Below are 15,650 nucleotides of genomic sequence, written 5' to 3'. Positions count from 1 at the left end.
CAAATGGAAGAGAAAGGGGGAAACGGGTGGTTAAACTTATTACAAACGGCACGATCTATACATTAGAAAATGAGAAGGAGAAGGTGCAGAGCGTTGTCGTAAACGATGGTAAAATTATCGATCAAGGGTCCTATCAAGATATGAAGCTGCAATATGGGGCGAAAATAGATGAGATCATCGATTTGCAAGGGAAAACAGCGATCCCTGGACTAACTGATAGCCATATGCATCTTTCAGGGGTTGCTTCTCAATTTATGGAATTAAATTTAACAGGTGTTCGTTCGAAAGATGAAATGCTGACAATGATAAAAGAAAAAGCACAAACGGTAAAACCAGGAGAATGGCTTGTCGGCAGAGGATGGGATGAACATTTATTTGCGGATGGCAAAATACCGACTATGGCGGAATTAGATCATGTAGCGCCGCATTGTCCTTTATTTTTAACGAGAATATGCAGTCATGCCTTTTTAGTCAATCGTAAAGCATTTGAAGTATGCTGCGTTCATTCCTTTTCAGAAGTTCCGCACGGGGGGAAAATCGTTTTAGACCCTACAACAAACGAACCGACGGGATTAATTTTAGAAACGGCTTCACAATTATTTACAAAGCATATACCGAAAAAAAGCTATGAGCAATTAAAGGAGGCCTTGCGCCAAGCGATAAAATATTGTATGAAGTGTGGGTTAACGTCGATTCATACAAACGATCCTTTATATTTAGGCGGTTTTGAGCAAACCTACCGGTTGTTTGCTGAGTTAATTCATGAAGAAGGTCTCGGTTTACGATGCAATCTTTTGATCGATTATCCGTTTTTGACAATCTTGAAGGAACAGAAAATAACAACTGGTTATGGAGATTCGAAGCTGCAAATCGGAGCGATTAAAATGTTTGCAGATGGTGCGTTAGGGAGGAGGACGGCCTTGTTGTCTCAACCGTATGAAGATGAACCTGGTCATTACGGCAATGCTATACATAGTCAACAAGAGTTATATGAAATGATCAAAGAAGTCCGCGAATGCAGCATGCCTGTTGCCATTCACACAATTGGCGATCAAGCTCTTGAAAATGTTTTAAATATTTTAGATCAGTTTCCTTCTGTTCATTACCGCGACCGTCTCATTCACGTTTCCATATTAAGACAGGATTTGCTGAAGAGGCTCATTCATCCGAACCGTGTTTGCGACATTCAACCGCGGTTTATTGTCAGTGATTTTCCGTGGATCATGAATAGAATTGGTGAGAAACGAGTCCGCTATGCCTATCCGTTTCAGAAAATGCTTTCATTAGGTGTATTATGTGCAGGCGGATCCGATGCCCCGATTGAGCCAGTTAATCCATTATTAGGTATTCATGCAGCTGTTACGCGGAGATTGATTAGAGAAACGCACGAAGGCTATATATCCTCTGAAAAATTATCGATTGAGGAGGCAGTTCGTTTATTTACAATAGGAGGGGCCTACGCAACGAACGAAGAACACGTAAAAGGAACGGTGACAAGAGGAAAATATGCTGATTTAACCGTTTTTTCACATGATTTAATGGAATTGGACGATCCAGATGTCTTACTTGAAGCAAATGTGGAGATGACAATCATTGGTGGAAAAATCATGTATCAGAGCGAAAAATAGGCTTATTTTACAAGCGTGTTATATAATAGATCTGTCTAGAAATTATTATTTTTGGGGGAGTCAAGAATGAGCATTGCCTATAGCAACGGTCAGTTTGTTGACCTAAATGAACCAGTGATTCCAGTAGAAGAAAGAGGCCACCAGTTTGGGGATGGTGTGTATGAGGTCATTCGTGTTTATCAAGGAAAGCCATTTATGTTAAAAGAGCATTTAGAACGCCTTATTAGAAGTGCTCAAGCTATAAAATTACCGATTGAGGAACGATTAACAGACTATGAACATTTAATTTTAAAGGGGATTGAAAAATCAGGGTTAAGCGATTGTGATGTATATATTCAAATAACACGCGGCATTAGTCCTCGAAATCATTTATTTCCCGATGTTCCAGTTTCCACAACAATGACAGTGAAGCCAAGTAAAATGTTAAATCCAGAACTTAGAGAGCACGGGGTAAAAGCTATTTTTCATCCAGATGAGCGCTGGGCTAATTGCTATATAAAATCACTGAATTTATTGCCGAATATTTTATCGAAGCAAGCTGCCCATGATGCAGGCTGCTTTGAAGCGATTCTTGTGCGTGATGGCTTTGTAACAGAAGGAACAAGTTCAAATGTGTTTATCATTCAAGATGGCAAGGTGTATACTACACCTTTATCTAAGCAAATATTGCCAGGTATTACGAGAATGGCTGTAAAAAAAGCAGCGGAAAATTTGGACATTCCTTTTATCGAGGAAAAATTCACACCAGAACAATTAAAGCAAGCGGATGAAGTGTTTATCACTAGCACGACATCGGAAATTTTGCCTGTTGTTCATATAGAAGGAGAGCAAATCGGTGATGGAAAGCCTGGGGAAATAACAAAATCGTTGTATAAAGAGTTTAAAACGTTCATAAAATCTTTATAACGATTTTGAAGATAAGGAGAATAGGATGGATATTATCGACTTGCATTGTGATGCTTTATGGAAGCTTTCACATGGGAAAGGTGCCATTCGCTATGCTGATTCGCCTCAATTAGATACAAATAAAAATAGATTACGAGAAGGCAATGTTAAAGTACAATGCTTTGCCATTTTTGTGGAACCGGAAATTCAAACCGAACAAAAGTTCCAAGCGGCTTTAGATCAGGTGGATTTGTTTTACTATGAAATATTACGCAAAAATCCAGAGATGAAGCATCTGAAAGCATGGGACGATTTCGACACATTACAAAACGGAGAAATCGGCGCTGTATTAACCCTTGAAGGTGTTGATGCCATTGGTAATGATATAGGAAAGCTTCGTCTTTTATATGAGCTAGGTGTGATGTCTGTCGGATTGACATGGAATTATGCCAATTTAGCAGCAGATGGAGCTCTTGAACCACGTGGGGGAGGGTTAACGGAATTTGGCAGAGAGGTCGTCCGTTTAAACAATGACTACAATGTGCTAACAGATGTGTCTCATTTAAGTGAACGCTCGTTTTGGGATGTGCTGGAACTAGCTGATTATCCGATCGCCAGCCACAGTAATGCAAAGGCATTGTGTCAACATCCTCGCAATTTATCTGATGAACAAGCAAAAGCATTGTTTGCTAAAGGCGGTTTAATTCATGTTGTGTATCATCCATCTTTTTTAAGTGAATCAGGTACAGCCACCTTCTCTGATATTATTAAACATGTTGACCATTTTTGCTCATTAGGGGGAGAAAAGCAAATAGGACTAGGGTCGGATTTTGATGGAATAGATGTGAAAGTAAAAGGGCTTGAAGATGCATCGAAAACGCAGCGGTTGATTAATGAGCTATTGAAGCATTTTTCCGAAGAAGAAGTACGTGGATTTGCTTATCAAAACTTTTTAAATCATCGTCCAAACGTAAAAGAAAAGTAAAAATTGCTGGCTCTAAAAGGGCCAGCAATTTTTTTTACTAGAAAGGTGTTTGTACGAGATCAATTAGGAATATTTTTTAAAAAGAATGATTGTAAAGTAAAAGAAACTGAAATATAATATATTAAAATTCCGAACATTCAGAAAGGGGAGTGGGAACGATTCATTTAGTGGTATCAGAACAGGTGAAAAATTGGATTCGAAAAAAAGGGGGGATTGTAACCATTAGTTTATTTGAGCCAGTTAATTGCTGTGCAGCTGGCCCTGAGGTGACAACCTCTTTGCGCAAACCGAATACTGAACAGTTGTTTAAACATTATAAAGTGGATGACATTTCTTTTTTTATTCATCCTCATATATTCTCAACGTCTGAGCAACTAGAAATTACTTTAAAAGGATTTAGTAAATTCAAATTTTTACAGGTAAGCGGCTTTCGACCGTTTTAAATGAACGAGTAAAGGAGAATTGCATGAAAACGATGCAAAAGCTAAATCCATACTTAAATGAAATGGCGAACCGATATACAGCATGGTTTGACGTTTACCGTCATGATCGGTTAGGAAGTATTCCGCTTGCTTTTAGCGCACATTTTAAGCGACGTGATGAAAAATATTTAGTTACGAAAACGATTAAAGTTTGGAGTATGGAAAATGATCAACATGTATACGTTACAAGTTTAGATCGGCTAGTAACCGTTCAAGATATAGAAAATTTTAAACAAGAGCTGCTAAAAATCGCACAGGAGCAATCGCCAGATCGTCCAGAGCATATGTCGACTGTTCATACAGGTGTGATTGTGACAAATGAGCCAGTGTCTCAAGAGGTAAAACGAAGCGTCAAGAAATTTCGTAAATTAAAGTTTATTAAATATGGTTTGCATGGATGGTATGAAATCTTTATCGGTGTTGTCGATACTCAAAATCGAGAAGCTTACATTCATTCAAAAGGAAAAGAATTTATAAAGCCTTTCATACAATCATTAGGAAATTGAGGTGAAATTTTGTGAACTTTTTAGTGTTATTATTAATCTGTGGAATGATTTTAACTATTGCTTATTTTACTTATGGAAAGTTTATTGAAAATAAGCTTGAAATTGATCCAGCAAGAAAAACACCAGCTGTCGAAATGTCTGATGGAGTAGACTACGTCGCAACGAAAAAGCCCGTATTGCTCGGCCACCATTTCGCAACCATAGCAGGAGGAGGGCCGATTGTTGGACCGATTACCGCTGTTGTTTTTGGATGGCTTCCAGCTGTACTATGGATTTTATTCGGAAGTATTTTTATGGGTGGGGTTCATGATTACACGTCTCTACAAGCTTCCATTCGCCATCGGGGACAATCAATTGGAGCAATTATTAAAGAATATATCGGTCGTCGCGGCCAAACATTGTTTTTGATTTTTTCAATTGCCACGTTAATTTTAATTGTCGGCGTATTCATTATTTTAGTAGCGGATACGTTCTCTGCTGTACCGGAGGCGGCAACGGCATCTGTTCTCTTTATTTTGCTCGCTCCAATATTTGGGGTCATGGTCAATCAAATGCGCATAAACCTTTTTGTCGCTTCTATTTTCGGAATTATCGCAATGTTTTTATCGATTTATATCGGCATGTTGTTTCCAATTCAATTAGATTCAGCCGTTTGGTCCATTATTCTGATTATTTATGCATATGTAGCTTCTGTTCTACCAGTTTGGGTTTTGCTGCAGCCGAGAGATTACTTAAACTCATTCCTTTTATACGGGATGATCATTGGGGCGACAATTGGCGTCATTTTGTTTGCGCCAGAAATTAAGTTCCCTGCATATGTGAGCTTTTATAATGAAAATTTAGGTTATTTATTCCCGATTTTATTTATTACGATTGCTTGTGGAGCATTATCTGGCTTCCATTCATTAGTTTCTTCTGGAACAACCGCAAAACAATTAGATAATGAGAAAAGCGGACGGTTTATTACTTATGGTGGAATGTTAATAGAAGCGTTTTTAGCAGTCATTGCTATCGGCTCTGTTATTTATTTATCACAAGCAGAATTTACAGCTCGTCTAGCTGAATTGAAAACGCCAGTCGGTATGTTTTCTGCTGGAATTGGTGAGTTTATGTCTGCCTTCGGATTACCGATCGAAATTGGAACTTCATTCGTTGCTTTAACCGTATCAGCCTTCTTATTAACATCACTTGATTCGGCAACGAGATTAGGTCGATATGCCGTTCAAGAGTTTTGTGAGGAACGTGCACCAAAAATAGCGAAAAACGCACACGCTTCTACCTTTATTATTGTCGCTTTTGCTGCCATATTAGCACTTTCTGGAACATGGAGCACTGTATGGCCAATATTCGGTGCGGCAAACCAAATGCTTGGTGCTTTAGCGTTATTGGCCGTTACGGCATGGCTGGCTAAACGAAAAACGAAGACGACGTTTACAGCTATTCCGATGGTCATCATGTTTGTGATCACGCTTAGTGCACTGATTGTGATTATGCAGCAAAATTTCATCAAGGGCAACTATATCCTCGTTGTCATAGCGATCGCACTCTTTATCTTATGTATCGCTCTCGTAATCGAAGCATGGCAAACGTTTACAAGAACAAAAAGTACGGATAAAACAATTAAGGCATGATTTTACAGCAATTTAGCATACAAGCACCTCCTATCTTGATGAACCGATATATCTCGATTTTAGAAAATAATGTAAGGTAACAATGTGGGAATAGAGGGAATGATAACCAATCATTTCCCTCTATTTTTTTTGAGAAAAGGCTTGGAAATGCCTTCTATACCAAAAGCTAGAGATCAATTGTCAAGAATGTTGGCAATCTAGCAAGTTATAAAATATTAGAAATGTTGGTAATAATTACGTAATGAATCGATTTGACAATGATGTTACGGTTTTAAAGAGAGAAAATGATAGGAGGTCGTAAAAATGAAACTGAAAAAATTCATTATCTCCTCACTTTTAGCTTTTGCTAGCTTAACGTTCACATCGAATGCGGATGCGGCAAGTGTTCAAACGCACCGTGTTCAAAAAGGAGATACTTTATGGAAAATTGGTATGAATTATGGCGTTTCAGTTTCTCAACTAAAACGAGAGAATCATAGAACGTCTGATCTCATATATATTGGGGAAATTCTTAAAATTCCTCAAACCATTTCTGCTTATGAAAAAGATTTATTAGCCCGATTAGTAGAAGCGGAGGCAAAGGGCGAAGCATATGCAGGAAAAGTTGCGGTAGCGACTGTTGTCTTAAATCGTGTCGATAGTGACCTTTTCCCAAATTCCATTAGTGAGGTCATTTATCAAAAGGATCAATTTACTCCAGTAAAAAATGGTACAATATACAATCCAGCAAGTGAAGCGTCCAAAAAAGCTGTTAATGAAGCGTTAGTATTTCGTGGTCAAGGAAGCGGCTCTCTATATTTCTATAACCCTCAAAAAACTTCAAATTCATGGCTGCGCTCGAAACAAGTAACCGTTGTGATTGGAAACCATGTGTTTGCGAAATAATGTTTTAACTAAAAAGCTCATGGTTAAATAAAAAACGCTTGGATTTTTGATATGATCCCTCTTCAAATGATTGTTAGAACTTATTCAAGGGTTCATATCAATTTTCCGAGCGTTTTTATTAAAAAAACAAGAATAAGTTTACAAAAGTCATATTTCATGTTACCTTATAATAAAATTCATATTAAAAGATTCTACTAGGGGAGTCCAATAGCTTGGACTGAGAGAAGAACGCGCTTAAGTTCTTTGACCCTTGGAACCTGATCTGGGTTATACCAGCGTAGGGAAGTAGAGAATGGGAGTACATATTGATTCTGTACTATTGTCTATTCCATCGGGTTCTCATATTTTGAGAACTCGTATTTTATTCTTCATTCATCACCTCAAGAAAATCCCTCATCTACTCTTCATTGCGCTGTATGTGTAACTTCAGGTCAAAAAATAAGAGAAAGGTAGTGAAGTTACATGAAAAAATTTGATTTTAAAGCGCAGTTTCCAGCAAGCAAAAAGGTGTATGTGGAAGGATCAAGACCAGATATTCGTGTCCCAATGCGAGAAATCGAATTATCGCCAACGCAAACAGAAGCAGGTACATTTGAAAATGAACCAGTACGTGTTTATGATACGAGTGGACCTTATACTGATTCGAATTATGAGCCGGATATTTTTAAAGGGCTGCCTAAATTAAGGAAAAAGTGGATTTTAGAACGTGGAGATGTTGAAGAATACGAAGGACGCGAAGTAAGGCCAGAAGATAATGGTCTGCGTAACGGAACAAAGCCAGAAATCGAACTACCATTTAAACGAAAACCATTAAGGGCGAAAAAAGGGCGTATTGTAACGCAAATGCATTATGCGAAAAAAGGAATTATTACACCGGAAATGGAGTTTATTTCAATTCGGGAAAATATGGATCCAGAATTTGTTCGTCAAGAAGTAGCAGCGGGCCGTGCCATTATTCCATCAAATATTAATCATCCAGAAAGTGAGCCGATGATTATCGGGCGCCATTTTCATGTTAAAATTAATGCGAATATTGGGAATTCGGCAGTAACTTCTTCAATTGAAGAGGAAGTAGAGAAAATGACATGGGCGACACACTGGGGCGCCGATACGATTATGGATTTATCAACGGGAAAAAACATTCATGCAACACGTGAATTTATTATTCGCAATTCACCTGTTCCTGTTGGAACTGTTCCGATTTACCAAGCGCTTGAAAAAGTGAATGGCATTGCTGAAGACTTAACGTGGGAAGTTTATCGAGATACATTAATTGAACAAGCAGAACAAGGTGTCGACTATTTTACCATTCATGCAGGTGTTTTGCTCCGGTACATTCCGATGACCGTCAATCGAACAACGGGAATTGTTTCCCGCGGTGGCTCAATTATGGCACAATGGTGTTTAGCCCATCATAAAGAAAACTTTTTATATACTCATTTTGAGGAAATATGTGAAATATTAAAAACTTATGATATTGCCGTTTCCCTAGGGGATGGTTTGCGGCCAGGCTCGATTGCTGACGCTAACGATGAAGCTCAGTTTGCGGAGCTTGAAACACTTGGTGAGTTAACTGAAATAGCCTGGAAGCATGATGTTCAAGTGATGATTGAAGGGCCTGGCCATGTGCCTATGCACAAAATTAAAGAAAATGTTGAAAAAGAGATTGAAATTTGTAAAGGAGCTCCTTTTTATACGCTTGGGCCATTAACTACGGATATTGCTCCAGGATATGACCATATTACATCGGCAATTGGAGCAGCTATGATTGGCTGGTTCGGTACAGCGATGCTTTGCTATGTCACACCGAAAGAGCATTTAGGCTTGCCAAACAAAGAAGATGTCCGTGAAGGAGTCATTGCTTATAAAATTGCTGCACATGCAGCCGATCTAGCAAAAGGGCATCCAGGGGCACAAAAACGTGATGATGCCTTATCGAAGGCACGCTTTGAGTTTAGATGGCATGACCAGTTTAACTTATCTCTTGATCCCGAACGTGCGCGAGAATATCATGATGAAACGCTACCGAAAGAATCAGCAAAAGTGGCTCATTTCTGCTCCATGTGTGGACCGAAGTTTTGCTCGATGAGAATTTCTCACGACTTGCGTAAAATGGCAAAAGAAGAAGGAAAGACAGAAGAACAACTAATTGAAGAAGGAATGGAGCAAAAGTCGAAGGAGTTCGTCGAGAATGGATCAGTCATTTACAAATAAATATTCCTCTAAAAAAGCCGATTTATTAAGGAAAGAAATTCAGCGATTAAAATGTAGAGTTTATCAGCTAGAACAACAATTAGCAGAAATTCAATTCAACTGTGAGCATGTATTTGTTGAAGAAAGCTTTATCAAAAAATGCACAAAATGTCATTATATCGAAAGCATTTATTATTAACGAATTGGAGCTGCTCATGGTCAAGCAGCTCCTAATGTTTATAAACATTTGAATTTGAATTGCCGGTTTTTATATAAAAGGATAGGGGGCTTTTGTAATGAATTTACAAAAATGAAAGGAGGAGCAAATGCTTACTTTTTATTTTGTTAGGCATGGGGAAACGGAATGGAATCGAGAAAAGCGAATGCAAGGATGGCTTGATTCGGAATTAACCGAAAAAGGTGTCCACGATGCACTCGCATTAGGACATCAATTAAAAGATATTCCGTTTACAGCTGTTTATTCGAGTCCTAGTGCTCGTGCAAAGAAAACGGCTAAAATCATTTTAGAACAAAACCGTTCAAGAAGCATCATCAGCGATGATCGTTTAAAAGAAATTTTTTTAGCGAATTGGCAAGGGAAAACAATAAAAGAAATTGAGAGAGAAGATCCGGAAGCTTTTGATCATTATTTTTACAAACCACATCTTTATCGTCCGAAAATGGGAGAAAGTTTTTATGATGTGCAAAATCGAGCTGTTTCTTTTATAAAGGACAAGCTTGCCAAACATTCGAGCGGGAATATTTTAGTTGTTTCTCATGGCATATTATTAACATTACTATTATTTTCTATAAAGAAGCTGCCGCTCGAAAAATTGTGGCGAGAACCATTGATGGAAGGAACAAGTTTGACTATAGTCAACGTTAAAGATCGACAATTTCAAATATTAACGGAAGGAAACACTGAACATTTGCATGTGAAAGAATATGATAATGAAAAAACAAAAATATTTCCATAGTTTACCAAAGTCAAGAAAACGTTCCCGTTTAATGGGCTGTATATGGATGGCAAAACATCTAAAAAGTTTTTTCCATATTTCGTCCTTCCTACAACGTTTATCTTTTCCAAAAATCATTGTTTTTATTTCTCAGTAGGCCAATTATCGTATCAAATGTTTGAATTGCGGCAACAATAACCGTGTAGGGAGGTGAGATGATGGCAAAAGACGTATTATGTGAAGTGAATAACTGTAAGTATTGGGCGCAAGGCAATAAATGTAGTGCTGAATCAATATATGTTGTAAGCCATGTTGGGAAAATGGCTAGAGATCAAAAAGAAACGGATTGTAAAACGTTTGAACCAGAAGGTATTTAACAATGCGAACATGCAAGGTAGCGAAAAGGCTGTCTTGCATGCTTATCATTGCATCTGTAATATTTTTATTCATCCTCGGCAAACGGCTTCCCAATGATTTTCAACAAAAGCTTTTTTTCCAAATAAGAGGACTTTCGCTATCACCTTTATGGAAATCCATAATGTTTTCATGATGTCTGTCAACTCCTTACGATATCATATGCCAAAACATTTGTTTTGGTGATAGCGTGTACAAAAATGTTGTTCAAGCTGTCACGTTTGACTAAATCCTTCTCCTAATACTTCCGAAGAGTCCATAACAATAACAAATGCTTTTGGATCGATGCTTTTTACGATTTGTTTTAGTTTTGTAAATTCTGATTGGTCTACGACACACATAATAATGTGGCGAACAGAGTTTGTAAAACCGCCTTGTGCGTTTATTTTTGTCACTCCACGGTCAATTTTGTGAAAGATCTCTTGCCGTACCTCTTCTTCTTTTTCCGTAATGATGAGAAATGTTTTCGTACGATGAAATCCTGTTTGGATTAAATCGATTGCTTTGCTCGTTGTGTATAAACCGATTAAGGCATACAAACCTTGTTGTACATCGAAAACAACGATGGCCGCTAATACAATTAATCCGTCTAAAATGGCAACACTTTTTCCTAAAGTAATATGAGAAAATTTATGTAATATTTTTGCTGCTAATGCTGTTCCACCGGTTGAGCCGTTTCCGATAAAGACGATTCCCAATCCAATACCTACGCCTATTCCGCCGAAAAGCCCCCCAAGCAGCGGGTCATTCGTGGCTGGCTGCAGCTCTTTTGTTAAATAAACTGCAAATGGTAAAAAGAGTGAACCGATAACAGATTTGATCGCCTCTTGTTTACCTAATAGAAGATATCCGGCCAGTAATAAAGGGATATTAATTCCCCAAATGACAAACGCTGGCTCCCAATGAAATACAGCTTCGGTGATCGTACTGATTCCACTAACACCACCAGAGGCAACGTGGTTAGGCAAGAGAAAAATATTATAACTAATTGCTACGATCAAGCTCCCAAGCAATATATAGAAAACTTCCATTCCTTTTGTTAAAGGATTTCTTCGTCTTATTACGTCTACCATCGAAGATTCACCTCTTTCGTTTTCTGAATTGATAACGGCAAAATTTTATCCTTTCTTTTGTTTTTTGTAAATAACAACAATGTAAAGCTTTAACGCACTGATTTAGCATATTATCAATGATATTATCGAAGATTTTTATGTAAAAAATATAGTAGTATAATAATCGTCTTTTTTAAACTTTTTGAATTTTTATCTTTTTTTCGTTATATTAGAATGAGATGATTAGAGAAAATGAAAGTTAGAATGGACGATTGCCGATGAACTTATTTATTGAAGTAGTACTTCCTGTTTTTTTTATTTTTTTTGCGGGATATGTGATTCAAAAATGGAAGAAGCTTGACATTAAGTCTGTTTCAACGGTTGCGATTTATTTGTTAAGCCCTTGTCTCGTTTTTCGAACGTTTTATCAAGCCAATCTAAACCGTGAATATGGAAATATGGTGATTTTTTCTTTGTTATTTTTATTTGCGTTTATTTTGCTAACGAAACTGTACAGTAAAATCATGCATTATACAGGTTCAATGGAAAGCGGGTTAATGCTTTCAACCGCTTTTATGAATTCCGGAAATTATGGTGCACCGATCGTATTGTTTGCCTTTGGCGAAAAGGGATTTGCTTATGCGGTGACATTTATGGTTCTTCAATCTGTCATTATGAACGTATTTGGTGTGTACTATGCATTAAGGGGACAATCAGGTGTTAAAATTGCTATTAAAAAAGTGTTTGAAATGCCAGCTACATATGCTGTAATACTTGCCTTATTGGTGCAATTTTCCCACATTACGGTTCCAAAAAATGTCATGATGCCGATTGATTTATTAGCTGATGCGGCGATACCTGTGGCGATGTTAATTCTTGGCATGCAGCTTGCTGAAATCGAACTCGTCAAGATGGATGTAAAAAATGTGGCGTTTGCGACGATTAGTCGGTTAATGATTTCACCGTTTATCGCTTATTTGATTTTGACGATGCTAGGCGTAAATGGATTATTAAAAAGTGTGTTAATTGTGTTATCCTCAATGCCTACGGCTGTTACGACAACAATGTATGCCGTTCAGTTTGATGCGAAGCCAAGGCTTGTTTCGAGCATTGCTTTTGTCACAACACTCACGAGCATTGTTACGATCACCGGATTACTCGTTATATTAAAATAAATGACATTTTTTTACTTATTCTCAGTTTATGATGATAGACGATATCCTCCATTCTTTTGTCACAACTTATATACATTAGCTGGAACTAGTGAAAAATTCCTATGATATAATAGGTTCGAATGATTTGTTTTCATAAAGAGGGAGGACATCGTGCATTACTCATCAGAACAGCTTTTTGAAAAGGCTAAAAGCTTTCTTTACACTTGTTATAAAGAACTAAATGAACTCGATCAACTAGAAGATAGACTAAAAAGGGTGAAAGAAGAAATAGACCTTTACGGTTCTTATAAGCATACGTATGAAGAATTAGAGCATGGTGCAAAAATGGCATGGCGAAATAGCAACCGTTGTATCGGACGATTATTTTGGCAATCACTTCACGTTTTTGATGCAAGAAATTTGCAAACAGAAGAAGAGATTTTTCATGCTCTTATCCGGCATATTCAATTTGCAACAAACAATGGGAAAATTCGTCCTGCCATTACGATATTTCCCCAAAAACAAAATGGTAAAGATCAAGTGAGAATTTGGAATCATCAATTATTAAGATATGCAGGCTATGAAACGGACTCAGGTGTTATAGGGGACCCTGCTTCAATTTCCTTTACAAAAGCTTGTGAACAAATGGGATGGAAAGGAAAACGTACTCCCTTTGACATCTTGCCATTAGTCATTCAAATGGGCGAGCAAACACCAAAATGGTTTGACATTCCAAAAGAAATCGTATTGGAAATTCCAATCACTCATCCTGAACTCAAAGATTTTGAAAATCTACAATTGAAATGGTATGCCGTTCCGATTATTTCTGATATGAAGCTCGAAATAGGCGGTATTGAGTATACGGCAGCACCATTTAATGGTTGGTATATGGGGACGGAAATAGGTGCTAGAAATTTTGCTGATGAAGGCAGATACAATATGTTGCCGAAGGTCGCACAATTAATGGGTCTAAATATGAGCAAAAATCATACATTATGGAAGGATAAAGCACTTGTTGAGTTAAATATAGCTGTTTTACATTCATTTAAAAAATATGGTGTCACGATTGTCGACCATCATACTGCGGCCGTACAATTTAAACATTTTGAAGAACAAGAGGAAAAATGCGGACGGAAGGTAACGGGCGATTGGACATGGCTGATTCCACCATTATCTCCAGCCACAACTCATATTTTTCATAAATCTTATCAAGACAATTACAATTCTCCTAATTATTTTTACCAAAAGAGGCCATATGAATAAAAAAACAGCCGATTTTGGCTGTTTCAGTGTGTAGACAAAGTCTTTATGAAACGAATTTTCAGACTGTAGACAAAGTCTATAGAAAAGACATTTTTCAGTGATATCTTTATTCATGTTCTAATGATTGTTGAACGGCTTGTTTAAGCTTTGTGCATTCATCTTTGCTAAAATCAATCATCCTTTGGTAAATTTTTAAAATGGATTGGCCGTAATGATTTCCTGGAACTGCCCATTTTCCATTTAATTCCTGCCATGTTTTCGCACTTCCTCTCGTTACGAAATGAAAGCGTGGATCGACTAACGGATAATTTTTTGGCAGAGGATCTGTTGAAGCATATGCATATAAGTGCTGCAATTGAGCTAATACACCTTCTCTTGCAGAAGAAAAGCGTGCGCCTTGTTGATTAGGCCCAGTTGCACCAATTCCTGCAAAATTGTTTTGTTCGGGTTTAACCGTTCCCGTAAATCGGAAGTAATTTGTTTCGTGAATGGCTTGTGCAAGAGCGATATCTCCCCGAATGTTATAAATTTTTGAAAGTTCGTAGTAATCCTCTCCTAACAAAGGAGCATTTTCGTTCATGCTTAAAACAAACCGATTGAGCATTTGACCTGATAAAAATGGATGGCCGTTAATCGGAAATCCTTTGTCTGTGAAAAGATTTTCTTCATCAGAATCAGGTGGTTGTTTTGTTCTCTTGCTATTTTCAGAATGAATCTCCGAAGCGATAAAAGCATCTTTTATTCCGTTATTTTTTAACTGTTTAACTTGTTGTTTAGCATGATTCAACATTTTATAGGCTCCTGCCTGAACACGATAAAATTGGGTGCCATTAATGACAGCTGGGACAATAAAAGCATCTATTTTCTTGGATTTTAACATCGATACCCGTTTTTCGGCATTTTTTCTTTCTTTAAAAGAGCCGGCAATCACTTTATAGATAACATCTTTATCATTGGATAGCGGAGGCTTCGGATCCTTTGCTGACAGGTTTAGAGCTTTAGCTAATCCTTCTGCGACAGCCGCTGAGTAATCTTGAATAAAAGATGGATTTGTTAATAATTTAATATCGTTTTGATGATCGATAAACAATGTTTCTAAAAGAATCGCAGGCATTTTCGTTTCACGCAGGACATGGAAATTGGCTCGTTTCTTTCCTCGGTCTTTGATGCTATACTTATTTTTCAACTTATTGATAATTTGGTCATGAATAATGGCTTGATAACGTATCGTTTGCGGGGGAACAGGACCGTTATAAATGTAGCTTTCAAACCCTGATCCACCGCCAGCGTTGACATGGATCGAGCAGAAATAATCGACGTTCTGTATATTTGCCATATTTGTACGTTCGGATAAACTAACGGTTTGATCCGTTGTTCTTGTCATCAGCACTTTCACAGCATATTTTTTTTGTAAATAATCTCTAATCTTTAAGGAAATTTGCAGATTAAAATTTTTTTCTTGATAACCGAATGCTTGGGCTCCGGGATCACTTCCACCATGTCCTGGATCTATCATAATGATGGTCAATCTAAACACCTTCCTTCACAAATAATAAGCATTCATTTGCACATACTCCACTTGATTCTTTACCGATGTGATGTTGCAGAATCGGATG

15 protein-coding genes and 1 riboswitch are annotated in these 15,650 nt (G+C 37.6%); of the genes, 13 read left to right on the top strand and 2 right to left on the bottom strand.

The window, feature by feature from the left end; translation table 11 throughout:
* Positions 1-26 precede the first annotated feature (26 nt).
* The 11 genes from J2S06_RS11050 to J2S06_RS11000 all read left to right on the top strand — a co-directional run bounded on the left by J2S06_RS11050 (position 27) and on the right by J2S06_RS11000 (position 10,528).
* A complete protein-coding gene (locus J2S06_RS11050) occupies positions 27-1,628 on the top strand; it encodes an amidohydrolase (RefSeq protein WP_419152314.1) in 1,602 nt (533 codons plus the stop codon).
* A gap of 66 nt (positions 1,629-1,694) precedes the next feature.
* Positions 1,695-2,534, top strand: coding sequence for a D-amino-acid transaminase (gene dat, locus J2S06_RS11045; RefSeq protein WP_044747522.1), 840 nt, complete (start codon positions 1,695-1,697; stop codon positions 2,532-2,534).
* Positions 2,535-2,559: 25 nt separating this feature from the next.
* The gene (locus J2S06_RS11040; RefSeq protein ID WP_044747523.1) at positions 2,560-3,498 is read left to right on the top strand and encodes a dipeptidase; all 939 of its coding nucleotides are present in this window, start codon (positions 2,560-2,562) and stop codon (positions 3,496-3,498) included.
* Positions 3,499-3,647: 149 nt separating this feature from the next.
* A complete protein-coding gene (locus tag J2S06_RS11035; RefSeq protein ID WP_419152313.1) occupies positions 3,648-3,941 on the top strand; it encodes a CC/Se motif family (seleno)protein in 294 nt (97 codons plus the stop codon).
* A 23-nt stretch (positions 3,942-3,964) separates the two neighbouring features.
* The gene (locus tag J2S06_RS11030) at positions 3,965-4,486 is read left to right on the top strand and encodes a hypothetical protein (RefSeq protein WP_044747525.1); all 522 of its coding nucleotides are present in this window, start codon (positions 3,965-3,967) and stop codon (positions 4,484-4,486) included.
* Between the two features lie 11 nt (positions 4,487-4,497).
* Positions 4,498-6,117, top strand: coding sequence for a carbon starvation CstA family protein (locus tag J2S06_RS11025; RefSeq protein ID WP_419152312.1), 1,620 nt, complete (start codon positions 4,498-4,500; stop codon positions 6,115-6,117).
* A gap of 303 nt (positions 6,118-6,420) precedes the next feature.
* A complete protein-coding gene (locus J2S06_RS11020; RefSeq protein WP_419152311.1) occupies positions 6,421-7,002 on the top strand; it encodes a cell wall hydrolase in 582 nt (193 codons plus the stop codon).
* Positions 7,003-7,188: 186 nt separating this feature from the next.
* Positions 7,189-7,303: riboswitch (TPP riboswitch) on the top strand.
* Between the two features lie 161 nt (positions 7,304-7,464).
* The gene (gene thiC, locus J2S06_RS11015; RefSeq protein ID WP_419152310.1) at positions 7,465-9,216 is read left to right on the top strand and encodes a phosphomethylpyrimidine synthase ThiC; all 1,752 of its coding nucleotides are present in this window, start codon (positions 7,465-7,467) and stop codon (positions 9,214-9,216) included.
* Positions 9,194-9,394: a hypothetical protein gene (locus J2S06_RS11010; protein ID WP_044747528.1), complete on the top strand. Its 201-nt coding sequence runs from the start codon at positions 9,194-9,196 to the stop codon at positions 9,392-9,394. Before thiC ends, J2S06_RS11010 begins: the two co-directional genes overlap by 23 nt.
* A 127-nt stretch (positions 9,395-9,521) precedes the next feature.
* Complete coding sequence (locus J2S06_RS11005; RefSeq protein ID WP_044747529.1) at positions 9,522-10,172, top strand: histidine phosphatase family protein; 651 nt, start codon at positions 9,522-9,524, stop codon at positions 10,170-10,172.
* A 197-nt stretch (positions 10,173-10,369) separates the two neighbouring features.
* Positions 10,370-10,528: a DUF1540 domain-containing protein gene (locus tag J2S06_RS11000; protein WP_083978763.1), complete on the top strand. Its 159-nt coding sequence runs from the start codon at positions 10,370-10,372 to the stop codon at positions 10,526-10,528.
* A gap of 252 nt (positions 10,529-10,780) precedes the next feature.
* Here J2S06_RS11000 and J2S06_RS10995 read toward each other — a convergent pair whose 3' ends face one another.
* Positions 10,781-11,638: a YitT family protein gene (locus tag J2S06_RS10995; RefSeq protein WP_083978765.1), complete on the bottom strand. Its 858-nt coding sequence runs from the start codon at positions 11,636-11,638 to the stop codon at positions 10,781-10,783.
* A 257-nt stretch (positions 11,639-11,895) separates the two neighbouring features.
* Here J2S06_RS10995 and J2S06_RS10990 point away from each other — a divergent pair, with 257 nt between their 5' ends.
* Both J2S06_RS10990 and J2S06_RS10985 read left to right on the top strand, forming a co-directional pair.
* Positions 11,896-12,792 carry an AEC family transporter gene (locus J2S06_RS10990; RefSeq protein ID WP_044747530.1) on the top strand — a complete coding sequence of 299 codons (897 nt, stop codon included), beginning with the start codon at positions 11,896-11,898 and terminating at the stop codon, positions 12,790-12,792.
* 150 nt (positions 12,793-12,942) lie between these two features.
* Positions 12,943-14,034 (top strand): nitric oxide synthase oxygenase, encoded by a 1,092-nt coding sequence (locus J2S06_RS10985; RefSeq protein ID WP_419152309.1) that lies wholly within the window; start codon positions 12,943-12,945, stop codon positions 14,032-14,034.
* Between the two features lie 106 nt (positions 14,035-14,140).
* On the opposite strand, the gene J2S06_RS10980 is transcribed toward J2S06_RS10985, so the two are convergent.
* On the bottom strand, positions 14,141-15,562 hold the full coding sequence (locus J2S06_RS10980; RefSeq protein ID WP_419152308.1) for an N-acetylmuramoyl-L-alanine amidase: 1,422 nt from the start codon (positions 15,560-15,562) through the stop codon (positions 14,141-14,143).
* Positions 15,563-15,650: the final 88 nt, after the last annotated feature.

The organism is Bacillus alveayuensis (assembly GCA_030812955.1).
In the GTDB taxonomy this organism is placed as follows: Bacteria; Bacillota; Bacilli; order Bacillales; family Aeribacillaceae; genus Bacillus_CB; species Bacillus_CB alveayuensis.
Note: the sequence above shows the minus strand (reverse complement) of the source record. Positions and strands in the feature narration are given on the sequence as shown.

Coding starts and splice junctions, on each gene's coding strand:
- J2S06_RS11010 (WP_044747528.1), top strand. CDS start 9,194: ATGGATCAGTCATTTACAAATAAATATTCCTCTAAAAAAGCCGATTTA.
- J2S06_RS11030 (WP_044747525.1), top strand. CDS start 3,965: ATGAAAACGATGCAAAAGCTAAATCCATACTTAAATGAAATGGCGAAC.
- J2S06_RS11000 (WP_083978763.1), top strand. CDS start 10,370: ATGGCAAAAGACGTATTATGTGAAGTGAATAACTGTAAGTATTGGGCG.
- thiC (WP_419152310.1), top strand. CDS start 7,465: ATGAAAAAATTTGATTTTAAAGCGCAGTTTCCAGCAAGCAAAAAGGTG.
- J2S06_RS10995 (WP_083978765.1), bottom strand. CDS start 11,638: ATGGTAGACGTAATAAGACGAAGAAATCCTTTAACAAAAGGAATGGAA.
- J2S06_RS11005 (WP_044747529.1), top strand. CDS start 9,522: ATGCTTACTTTTTATTTTGTTAGGCATGGGGAAACGGAATGGAATCGA.
- J2S06_RS11040 (WP_044747523.1), top strand. CDS start 2,560: ATGGATATTATCGACTTGCATTGTGATGCTTTATGGAAGCTTTCACAT.
- dat (WP_044747522.1), top strand. CDS start 1,695: ATGAGCATTGCCTATAGCAACGGTCAGTTTGTTGACCTAAATGAACCA.
- J2S06_RS10990 (WP_044747530.1), top strand. CDS start 11,896: ATGAACTTATTTATTGAAGTAGTACTTCCTGTTTTTTTTATTTTTTTT.
- J2S06_RS11020 (WP_419152311.1), top strand. CDS start 6,421: ATGAAACTGAAAAAATTCATTATCTCCTCACTTTTAGCTTTTGCTAGC.